We start from the raw sequence: 10,508 nt of genomic DNA on the forward strand, positions 1-10,508 counted from the left end.
CGGGAGGCGCCCGTCGCGGTAGCTGGCGTCGACCTTGCGCAGGGTCTGGCACATGCGCTCGATGCGTTCGTCCACGGCGTGCATGTGGTCGAGCATCGCCTGGATCGAGCGCGCCACCGGGTCGGGCATGTCCTCGCTGACCCCGTAGGCGTCGAAGCCGAACTTCTCGCGCATCGCCTCACGGCGTTCGGGGTCCACGTCGAGCGCCTCGGCGGCATCCGGCTCGGGGCGCTTGACGATCTTGCCGGGGATGCCCACCACGGTGGCGCCGGCGGGTACCTCCTTGGTGACCACCGCGTTGGAGCCGATCTTGGCGCCGGCGCCCACGGTGAAGGGGCCGAGGATCTTGGCGCCGGCGCCGACGATCACGCCGTCCTCCAGGGTCGGGTGGCGCTTGCCCTTGTTCCAGCTGGTGCCGCCCAGGGTCACGCCCTGGTAGAGGGTGACGTCGTCGCCCACCTCGGCGGTCTCGCCGATCACCACCCCCATGCCGTGATCGATGAAGAAGCGCCGGCCGATCTTCGCCCCGGGGTGGATCTCCACCCCGGTGAGCCAGCGCGAGAAGGTGGAGAGCGACCGGGCCAGCCACTTGAGGTTCTGGCGCCACAGCCAGTGGCTGAGGCGATGGATGAGCAGGGCATGCAGGCCCGGATAGTTGGTCAGCACTTCCAGGAAGTTGCGGGCCGCCGGGTCGCGGTCGAAAACGCTGTTGATGTCCTCACGCAGGCGTTGAAACATGCAGCGGTCCTTGGGCTGGAGTGGGAGGGCGGGGCGGTTACCGTCGCAGGTGATGCTTTCAGTGTGGGGGCGAGCTGCCCCCCCTTCAAGGCAGGTCCCGTGGCGAGGCGTCGTCGTCGCGGGGCCGCGCGAGCTTCTCGGTATCCGAGAGGATGCCGCGCAGGATGTTGAGCTCCATGCGCTCCGGGCGTGCCCGGAGGGTGAAGCGGCGCAGCCGGGCCATCAGCTGGCGCGGCATGGCCGGGTCGTGAAAGCCGATGGCGATCAGGGTGCGCTCCAGGTGGGCGAAGTAGTGCTCCAGCTCCTCGTGGGTGGCCAGCGCCTGGGCGGGCTCCTCGTCGGGGGCCTCCTGCCCGGCCAGCCAGGCCAGGCGGCACTCGTAGGCGAGCACTTGCACGGCGGCGGCCAGGTTCAGGGAGCTGAAGTCGGGGTTGGTGGGGATATGCACGTGGGCGTGGCAGCGCTGCAGCTCGGCGTTGGTCAGGCCGCTGTCCTCGCGGCCGAACATCAGCGCGACGCGTGCACCGTCGCCGGCCAGCTCCGCCGGCAGTCGTGCGCCCAGCTCGCGGGGCGTGATCATCGGCCAGGGCAGAGTGCGCGAGCGGGCGCTGGCCCCCACCACCAGGGTGCAGTCGGCCACCGCCTGCTCCAGGGTCTCCACCACCCGGGCCGCGTGCACCAGGTGGTCGGCGCCGGAGGCCCGCGACACGCTGTCGGCGGTGACCGGCTCGCAGCGGGGCGCCACCAGGGCCAGGTCGGCCAGGCCCATGTTGTGCATGGCGCGGGCGGTGGCACCGATATTGCCGGGGTGGCTGGTGCCGATCAGGACGATGCGGAGGCGGTCGAGCATGGTGGGCTTCCTGGGGGTGAAACGGTTCGGGGGAAACAACTCGAGGCGAAAGTCAGCCGGGCCGTTGCATCCGGGCGGCAGAGTCTAGCATGTCGCGAGCGCCGAGCGCCGAGCGCCGAGCGCCGAGCGGGCCAGCTCCGCTGGCCGTGGCGCAACGCGCTGGGGTCTGCTAGGATTCGCGCCGACCGTTCCAAGCGAACGCCCCCGTTCTTTAACACCACCGACTCCCCAAGGCCCGATCATGCATCCGATGGTCCAATATGCGCTGCGCGCCGCGCGCAGCGCCGGCGAACAGTTTCTGCGCATTCGCGAGCGTATCGAGAATGCCCACGAAGAGAGCAACCTCGACCGCCTGCTGGAAGACGCCGCCCGCAACGCCGAGTCGCTGATCGTGCGTCAGCTCTCCCGCGGCTACCCGCAGCACGGCGTCGTCGGCCGCTTCACTCCTCACCGTGCCGGCGAGGATGAAGGCCGCGAGGTGCTGTGGCGGATCGAACCCTTCCACGGCTACTCCAACCTCGGCGTTGCTGCCTCCGGCTTCGCCCTGTCGCTGGTGTGCATGGTCAAGGGCCGCCCGGAGCATGCGGTTGTGATCTGCCCCTTCAGCGACGACGAGTACCTGGCCAGCCGCGGTCGCGGCGCCCAGCACAACGGCAAGCGCATCCGCGTGCCCAGGACCCACGCCGTGGGCGGCGCCCGCGTTGCCATGGGCCTGCCCGAGACCTGGCTGCGCCCGCGCCACCTGCCCGCCTACCTGACCCTGGTCCAACAGCTTGGCCCGGTCATCGAGGTGCAGCGCGCCTCGGGCAGCGGCCTGCTGGACCTGGCCGAGCTGGCCGCCGGCCGCGCCGATGCCGCCTTCGTGCTGGGCCTGGAGGAGCAAGATCTGCACGTGGGCAGCCTGCTGCTCAAGGAAGCCGGCGCCCTGATGGGCACCCCGGACGGCCAGCCCATGGTCGAGGTGGAAGGCCAGCTGATGGCGGCGGGCCCGCGCCTCTACAAGGCCCTGGTGCAGCAGCTCAAGCCGCACTTTTAAGCGCCGAGCCGCCCTCGGGCAGCGCCCAGCTACAAGCGCCTAGCGCCCAGCCGCTCACTGACGGGCGGCAGGTGGCGAGGAAGAAAACGAAAATCCCGCCGGATATCACATCTGGCGGGATTTTTTGTGGATGCCCAGCAGGTCTGGGCATCATCTGCGGCGCTAGGCGCTAGGCGCTAGGCCCGGGGCCGCAGGGTTCGCCACTTGTTGGATCGGGTTCTAAGATGCATGGTAAATACCTCTTAAGACCCGCCCATCACGCCGGAGGCTGCCATGCTGTCCCAGTCCACCATCGATACGGTCAAGAGCACCGCCCCGCTGCTCGCGGATGAAGGGGAACGGATCACCCGGCTGTTCTACAGCAAGCTGTTCGATCACCACCCCGAGCTCAAAGACATCTTCAACATGGCCAACCAGGCGAAGGGGGAGCAGGCCCGCGCCCTGGCCGATTCGGTCTTCGCCTATGCCCGGCATATCGACCAGCTGGAGGCCCTGGGCCCTGTGGTCAACCGCATCGCCCACAAGCATGCCAGCCTGCAGGTGGCACCTGAGCACTATCCCATCGTCGGCAAGTTCCTGCTGGAAGCGATTCGCGACCACCTCAAGCTGTACGACGACGATCCCGTGCTGACGGCCTGGGCCGAGGCCTACGAGGCCCTGGCGGCGATCTTCATCCAGACCGAGGAGGGGATCTACCAGGCGAACGAGACCGCACCCGGCGGCTGGCGCGGGGATCGCGCCTTCCTCATCGACAGGGCCGAACCCGAGGCCGAGGAGGTCAAGTCCTTCTACCTGCGACCGGAGGATGGCCAGCCGATCGTCGACTTCCGCCCCGGCCAGTATGTGGGGGTCAAGACCCGGCCGTCCTCCTCGGCCCACGACGAGATTCGCCAGTACTCGCTGTCGAGTGCCTCCGGGGAGCCGTACTATCGCATTACCGTCAAGGCGGAGGCCGCCGGCGCCTCGATCCCCGGTCAGGTCTCCAACTTCCTGCACGCTGCCCAGGTCGGCGACAGGGTCTGGCTGCGGCCGCCCACCGGCGACTTCGTCGTCGAGAAGCGCTCCGAGCGGCCGGTGCTGATCGGTGGGGGCATCGGCATCACGCCGCTGGTCAGCATGCTGCTCAATGCCGTGAAGCAGGGCTGGGAGCTGGAGCACCTGGTGTTCATCCACTGCTGCCGCGATCGCTCGCACCATGTCATGCACGACGAGCTTCGCGCCCTGAGCGCGCAGCAGGGCTTCAAGTATTACGTTGCCTACGAGCAGGGGCAGGGGGCCGACCATCTCGGCTACCTGGACACGGCCATCCTCGAGAAGTGGCTGCCCTTCGAAGGGCGCGGTGACGTCTACTTCTGCGGGCCCACGGCCTTCATGTCGGCCCTGAATATCCTGCTCAAGCGGATGGGCTACGCCGACGACCAGCTCCATTACGAGATCTTCGGGCCGCGAATCCGCTTCAGCGAGGTCTTCTGACATCGGCGGGAGCCGGCTACTTGATACCGGTCGCCCATGAAAAAAATGACGCCACCCGGCTTGCCGGGTGGCGTCTTCACTTGAGCGCCGCTGTCCTCGCCGCGACGGCTAGGGCAGCTCCTCCTCGGCCTCGGGGTCCTCCTTCTTGGCGGGGATCAGGTCCTCGCGCTGCAGCTTCACGGCGATCAGCAGGGCCGCGGCCACGTAGATCGAGGAGAAGGTACCTGCCACCACGCCGAGGATCAGGGCGATGGAGAAGTAGTGGATCATGTCGCCGCCCAGCAGCAGCAGCGCCATTAGCACCAGCAGGGTGGTACCGGAGGTCGCCAGCGTGCGTGACAGGGTCAGGTTGATCGCCTCGTTGAAGATCGCCGGCATGTCGTCGATGCGCGACTTGCGGATCGTCTCGCGGATGCGGTCGTAGACCACGATGGTGTCGTTGAGCGAGTAGCCGATGACCGCCAGCAGCGCCGCCAGCACGGTGAGGTCGAAGTCGAGCTGGAACAGCGAGAAGATGCCGACCACGATGATCACGTCGTGCATCAGCGCCAGCAGGGCGCCGATGGCGAACTTGTACTGGAAGCGGAAGGCCACGTAGAGCATCACGATGCCCAGCGCCACCAGCAGGCCGAGGCCGGACTGGTCGCGCAGCTGCTCGCCCACCTGGGCGCCGACGAACTCGGCGCGCACCAGCTCCACCGTGGTGCCATCCTGGCGCAGCAGCTGCACCACGCGATCGCCCACCTCGGGGTCGAAGGCCTGCTGCAGGCGGATCAGCACCTCGGTGGAGGCGCCGAAGGTCTGCACCGAGACGTCGCGGAACCCGGCGGCCTCAAGGGTCTGGCGCACGGCCTCCAGCGAAGGCGCCACGGTGTAGCGCACCTCCACCAGGGTGCCGCCGGTGAAGTCCAGCCCCAGGTTGAGCTGCTGGAACAGCAGCGAGACGATCGACGCCAGGATCAGGGCCGCCGAGATCGCGAAGGCGATCCGGCGCTTGCCCATGAAGTCGAACTGTCGGTTGATGAGGGTTTTCATGAGCACCTCTTAGATCCAGAGCTTCTTGACCGGCTTGCCGCCGTAGGTGAGGTTCACCATGGCGCGGGTCACCAGCAGGGCGGTGAACAGCGAGGTGATGATCCCCAGCGACAGGGTCACGGCGAAGCCCTTGACCGGCCCGGTGCCGATCGAGAACAGGATCACCGCCACCAGCAGGGTGGTGATGTTGGCATCGACGATGGAGGTGAAGGCGCGCTCGTAGCCGGCATGGATCGCCTGTTGCACCGATAGCCCGCCGCGCAGCTCCTCGCGTATTCGCTCGAAGATCAGCACGTTGGCGTCCACCGCCATCCCCAGGGTCAGCACGATGCCGGCGATGCCGGGCAGGGTCAGGGTGGCGCCGAGCAGCGACATGGCCGCGATCAGCAGGGTCAGGTTGAGTGCCAGTGCCACGTTGGCGATCACGCCGAACACCTTGTAGCGGATCAGCATGAAGAGCACCACCAGCACCAGGCCGATCTGTACCGACATCACGCCGCGCTGGATGTTTTCGGCACCCAGGCTCGGGCCGATGGTGCGCTCCTGCACGAAGTAGATCGGCGCGGCCAGCGAGCCGGAGCGCAGCAGCAGGGCGAGCTCCGCCGCCTCGGTGGGGGAGTCGAGCCCGGTGATGCGGAAGCTGCTGCCGAGTGCGCTCTGGATGGTGGCCAGGCTGATCAGGCCCCGCTCGGTATAGGGCTCGCGGACGATCACCTCCTCGCCGTCGACCATCTCCACGCTGTCGCGGGTCTTGTGCTCGATGAAGAGCACCGCCATGTTGCGGCCGATATTGGTGCGGGTGGCACGGTTCATCAGGGTGCCGCCGGTGCCGTCCAGATTGATGTTGACCTGGGGGCGGCCGTTCTCGTCGAAGCTGCGGCTGGCGCTGGAGACGCTGTCGCCGGTGATGATGACGTCGCGCATCAGCTCGGCGGTGCGCGACTCGTCGTTGCGGAAGCGGTGGGTCTCCGTCTCGGCGTCCGGGGTGTCCGGGCGCGCCTCGAGGCGGAACTCCAGGTTGGCGGTGGCGCCCACCACCCGCTTGGCGGCCACGGTGTCCTGCACGCCGGGCAGCTCCACCACGATGCGGTCGGGGCCCTGGCGCTGCACCATGGGCTCGGCCACCCCCAGCTCGTCCACCCGGTTGCGCAGGGTGGTGAGGTTCTGGTTGACCGCGTAGTCCTGGATCTCGTTGACCGCCTGGTCGGTGAGGGTCATGGCCAGGGCCGCCCCGCGGCCGTCGCCCAGGTTCTGGTAGTCGAAGTCGCGGAACTCGCGGCTGATCAGGCGGCGGGCCGCGTCGCGATCCTCCTCGTTGGTGAAGGTCAGCGTGAGGGTGCGCCCCTCGATCTCGGTGCCGCGGTAGCGGATGCGCTCGCTGCGCAGCTGCTCGCGCATGGCGCTGGCGTTGACCTCGAGGCGCTGGGTCACGGCGGCGTCCATGTCCACCTCCAGCAGGAAGTGCACGCCGCCGCGCAGGTCGAGGCCCAGCGTCATGGGCGAGGCGGAGAGCGCCTGCAGCCAGGTCGGGGTGGATTCGGCCAGGTTCAGCGCCACCACGAAGTCGTCGCCGAGCATGGCGGCGATGCGGTCGCGGGCCTGGAGCTGTTCGTCGGCGTCGTCGAGACGGATCAGCACGCTGCTCTCATCGCGCTCGACGGCCTTGATGGTGATGCCGGCGTCACGCAGCGCGCCCTGGATGCGCTCCAGCTCGCCTTCGTCGACGGTGGTGTCGCCGCTGGCGCTGCTGATCTGCACCGCCGGATCTTCGGGATAGAGGTTGGGCAGCGAGTAGACCAGGCCGACGGCGAGGACGATCAGTATCAGCAGATACTTCCACAGAGGGTAACGGTTGAGCATGCGAGCCCTGCCCTTAGGTTACTGACAACGTCGTCTGACAACGCACGTTGCGGACAATGGGGGTCTGACGTGAAGACGTCATGACCGCCGCAGGGTTCCCTGCAGCGGTCGAAGGGCGGCCCCGTCCTTGGCGAACGGGATCGGAAGGACACGAATCAGATGGACTTGATGGTGCCCTTGGGCAGCACCGCGGCCACGGCGTTCTTCTGCACGTTGATCTGGGTGCCCTCGGCGATCTCCATGGTCAGGAATTCGCTCTCGTCGCTCACCTTGGTGATGCGGCCCAGCACGCCGCCGCCGATGACGATCTCGTCACCCTTGGCGAGGCTGCCGATCAGCTGCTTGTGCTGCTTGGCGCGCTTGGCCTGGGGGCGCCACAGCAGGAAGTAGAAGATCAGCACGAAGCCGACCAGCATGACGATCTGGGCCATGCCGCTGCCGGCGGCGGCGTCCTGGGCGTAGGCCGGAGCGATGAAGAAATCCAGCATGGGTGAGTGTCTCCTGGTTGGTATGAAAAGTTGGGATGGGTAAGGGGGAGCCGTCAGGCAGTGGCTGACGCGCTTGGACCTATGCCGGACCGCCAGGGTCCGGCATCGGCCGGTATCAGTTCGGGGCGGGAGGCACCGGCAGGCCGCGCCGCGCGTAGAAGCCTTCCACGAAGTTGGCCAATGTACCCGCTTCGATGGCACCGCGCAAACCGGCCATCAGGCGCTGGTAGTGGCGCAGGTTATGGATGGTATTGAGCATCGAGCCGAGCATCTCGCCGCAGCGATCCAGATGGTGCAGGTAAGCGCGGGAGAAGTGCTGGCAGGTGTAGCAGTCGCACTCCTCCTCCAGCGGGCGGGTGTCGTGGCGATGCTTGGCGTTGCGGATCTTCACCGTGCCATCAAAGGTGAAGAGGTGGCCGTTGCGGGCATTGCGGGTGGGCATCACGCAGTCGAACATGTCGACCCCGCGGCGCACCCCCTCCACCAGGTCCTCCGGCTTGCCCACCCCCATCAGGTAGCGGGGCTTCTCCTCCGGCATCCAGGCGGGCAGGTAGTCGAGCACCCGGATCATCTCCTCCTTGGGCTCGCCCACCGAGAGGCCGCCGATGGCCAGGCCGTCGAAGCCGATGTCGAGCAGCCCCTTGAGCGACTGCTCGCGCAGCTCGGGGTACATGCCGCCCTGGATGATGCCGAACAGCGCCGAGGGGGAATCGCCGTGGGCCTCCCGGGAGCGCCGGGCCCAGCGCAGCGAGCGCTGCATGGAGAGCGCGGCCTCCTTCTCGGTGGCCGGGTAGGGGGTGCACTCGTCGAAGATCATCACCACGTCGGAGCCCAGCGAGCGCTGCACCGCCATGGACTCCTCGGGGCCCATGAACACCTTGGCGCCGTCCACCGGCGAACGGAAGTGTACACCCTGCTCGGTGATCTTGCGCATGGCCCCCAGCGAGAAGACCTGGAAGCCGCCGGAGTCGGTGAGGATCGGTCGGTGCCACTGGGCGAAGTCGTGCAGGTCGCCGTGGCCCTCGATCACCTCCATGCCCGGGCGCAGCCAGAGGTGGAAGGTGTTGCCGAGGATGATCTCGGCGCCGATCTCCTCCACGGAGACCGGGGTCATCCCCTTGACGGTGCCGTAGGTGCCCACCGGCATGAAGGCCGGTGTTTCGACCGTTCCCCGGGGGAAGGTCAGGCGTCCGCGGCGTGCCCGGCCGTCGCTAGTCAGGCGTTCGAAGGTCATGAAGCAGTCGTTACGCATGTAGGGTCTCGGCGCTCTTGCGGGTCAGGAACTCTTTCGGGTCAGAAACATCGCGTCGCCGTAGCTGAAGAAGGCGTAGCGCTCGGCCACCGCCTCGCGATAGGCCGAAAGGGTGGTCTCGAAGCCGGCAAACGAAGCCACCAGCATCAACAGGGTGGACTCCGGCAGGTGGAAGTTGGTGATCAGGGCATTCACGCAGCGCCACGCGTAGCCGGGGTAGATGAAGATATCGGTCTCGCCGCGGTAGGGGGCGATCTCGCCGTTCTCGCCGGTGGCGCTCTCCAGGCAGCGCACGCTGGTGGTGCCCACGGCGATCACCCGGCGGCCGGCGGCCCGGGCGGCGCGCACCTTGGCGCAGGTCTCCTCGTCCACCTCCAGCCACTCGCTGTGCATGACGTGCTCGCGGATGTCGTCCGCGCGCACCGGCTGGAAGGTGCCGGCGCCCACGTGCAGGGTAACGAAGGCGCGCTCCACGCCCTTCTCCGCCAGGGCCTCGAGCAGCGGCTCGTCGAAGTGCAGCCCGGCGGTGGGGGCGGCCACGGCGCCATCGCGGCGGGCATAGACGGTTTGGTAGCGCTCGCGGTCGGCGGTCTCGTCGGCGCGATCGATGTAGGGCGGCAGTGGCATATGGCCGTGCTGCTCCAGCAACTGGATCAGCGGCGTCTCGCCGAGAAAGCGCAGCTCAAAGAGGGCGTCCCGGCGCCCCTCCACCAGAGCACGAATGCCGCCCTCGAAGATCAGCTCGGTACCGGGCTTGGGCGACTTGCTGGCGCGCAGGTGGGCCAGGCCGCGATGGGCGTCCAGGGGGCGCTCGAGCAGCATCTCCACCCGGCCGCCGCTGGCCTTGTGGCCGTGCAGCCGCGCCGGAATCACCCGGGTGTCGTTGAACACCAGCAGATCGCCCGGCTCGAGCAGTTCGAGCAGGTCCGGGAAGCGGCGGTGGCGGAACTCGCCGCTCTCGCCATCGACGCAGAGCAGCCGGCAGTCGCTGCGCTGCTCGGAGGGGTAGCGGGCGATCAGCTCGTCGGGGAGGTCATAATGGAAATCGGCACGCAGCATGGGCGGTATCGAGGGTCCGGGGATTCTGGGCAAGCCGCCTAGGATACCGGCTTGGCGCCCTGAAGTCAGGACCCGGATTGACCTGCCAGGGCGCCCACGTATAATGCGTGGCGGCGTTGCCGGCGTGGCGGAATTGGTAGACGCAGCGGATTCAAAATCCGCCGGGTGCAAGCCCTTGTCGGTTCGAGTCCGACCGCCGGTACCACTAAAAACAGCAGCTTACCCGCCCCTTCTGGCACCCCCCCCCTTATCACGGCATATCTTCCAATGACAGTTCCTTATTGGGACAGGTATTGGGACAAGCCGACATGCCGAGAAAAGCCCGCGAGCCCAGGCCGAGAACGTGACGCCGATCCGCGAGAACAAGGCGATCGCCGAGTAGCCGGCGGCTCATACCCCCTCCACCTCGATCCCGTGCCGGGCGAGCCAGGCCTTGCGCTGGTCGTAGTCCGGCATGGCCCGCTCGAGGCGGCGCCAGAAGGCGGGGGTATGGTGGGGCTCGTGCAGGTGGACAAGCTCGTGGACGACCACGTACTCGGCGATATGCCGCGGCAGCAGGATGGTCTTCCAGTGGAAGTAGACCCGGTTGCCCTTGCCGCAGGAGCCCCAGCGGTAGCCGAGGTCCTGGACCTTCACGCCGGCGGGCTCGACACCCATCCGCCGGGCGTGCTCCTTCACCCTGGCGGTGAGCCAGTCGCTGGCGCGGGCGCTGTACCA

10 protein-coding genes and 1 tRNA gene are annotated in these 10,508 nt (G+C 67.8%); 3 read left to right on the forward strand and 8 right to left on the reverse strand.

Annotation, left to right across the window (positions count from 1 at the left end; all coding sequences use genetic code 11):
• Both cysE and trmJ read right to left on the reverse strand, forming a co-directional pair.
• Window positions 1-738: serine O-acetyltransferase (gene cysE, locus J5F18_RS05105; protein ID WP_346301244.1), on the reverse strand; the 738-nt coding region annotated here is incomplete at its 3' end.
• 85 nt (window positions 739-823) lie between these two features.
• A complete protein-coding gene (gene trmJ / locus J5F18_RS05110; protein WP_346301245.1) occupies window positions 824-1,588 on the reverse strand; it encodes a tRNA (cytosine(32)/uridine(32)-2'-O)-methyltransferase TrmJ in 765 nt (254 codons plus the stop codon).
• Between the two features lie 241 nt (window positions 1,589-1,829).
• Between trmJ and J5F18_RS05115 the strand changes: the two genes are divergently transcribed.
• Window positions 1,830-2,624: an inositol monophosphatase family protein gene (locus J5F18_RS05115; RefSeq protein WP_346301246.1), complete on the forward strand. Its 795-nt coding sequence runs from the start codon at window positions 1,830-1,832 to the stop codon at window positions 2,622-2,624.
• A 273-nt stretch (window positions 2,625-2,897) separates the two neighbouring features.
• On the forward strand, window positions 2,898-4,097 hold the full coding sequence (gene hmpA / locus J5F18_RS05120; RefSeq protein WP_346301247.1) for an NO-inducible flavohemoprotein: 1,200 nt from the start codon (window positions 2,898-2,900) through the stop codon (window positions 4,095-4,097).
• A 108-nt stretch (window positions 4,098-4,205) separates the two neighbouring features.
• Here the strand turns inward: hmpA and secF are convergent, their stop codons facing one another.
• The 5 genes from secF to queA form a co-directional block, all read right to left on the reverse strand.
• Window positions 4,206-5,132 (reverse strand): protein translocase subunit SecF, encoded by a 927-nt coding sequence (gene secF / locus J5F18_RS05125; RefSeq protein ID WP_346301248.1) that lies wholly within the window; start codon window positions 5,130-5,132, stop codon window positions 4,206-4,208.
• A gap of 9 nt (window positions 5,133-5,141) precedes the next feature.
• Window positions 5,142-6,992 (reverse strand): protein translocase subunit SecD, encoded by a 1,851-nt coding sequence (gene secD, locus J5F18_RS05130; protein ID WP_346301249.1) that lies wholly within the window; start codon window positions 6,990-6,992, stop codon window positions 5,142-5,144.
• A 155-nt stretch (window positions 6,993-7,147) separates the two neighbouring features.
• Complete coding sequence (gene yajC, locus J5F18_RS05135; protein ID WP_346301250.1) at window positions 7,148-7,480, reverse strand: preprotein translocase subunit YajC; 333 nt, start codon at window positions 7,478-7,480, stop codon at window positions 7,148-7,150.
• Window positions 7,481-7,595: 115 nt separating this feature from the next.
• Window positions 7,596-8,732 (reverse strand): tRNA guanosine(34) transglycosylase Tgt, encoded by a 1,137-nt coding sequence (gene tgt, locus J5F18_RS05140; protein ID WP_346301251.1) that lies wholly within the window; start codon window positions 8,730-8,732, stop codon window positions 7,596-7,598.
• Window positions 8,733-8,756: 24 nt separating this feature from the next.
• Window positions 8,757-9,791 carry a tRNA preQ1(34) S-adenosylmethionine ribosyltransferase-isomerase QueA gene (queA, locus tag J5F18_RS05145; protein ID WP_346301252.1) on the reverse strand — a complete coding sequence of 345 codons (1,035 nt, stop codon included), beginning with the start codon at window positions 9,789-9,791 and terminating at the stop codon, window positions 8,757-8,759.
• Window positions 9,792-9,909: 118 nt separating this feature from the next.
• Here queA and J5F18_RS05150 point away from each other — a divergent pair.
• Window positions 9,910-9,996 (forward strand) — tRNA-Leu (locus tag J5F18_RS05150).
• Window positions 9,997-10,181: 185 nt separating this feature from the next.
• Here J5F18_RS05150 and J5F18_RS05155 read toward each other — a convergent pair.
• On the reverse strand, window positions 10,182-10,508 hold a 327-nt coding region (locus J5F18_RS05155; RefSeq protein WP_346301253.1), incomplete at its 5' end, for a M48 family metallopeptidase.

The organism is Halomonas sp. BM-2019, assembly GCF_017584085.1.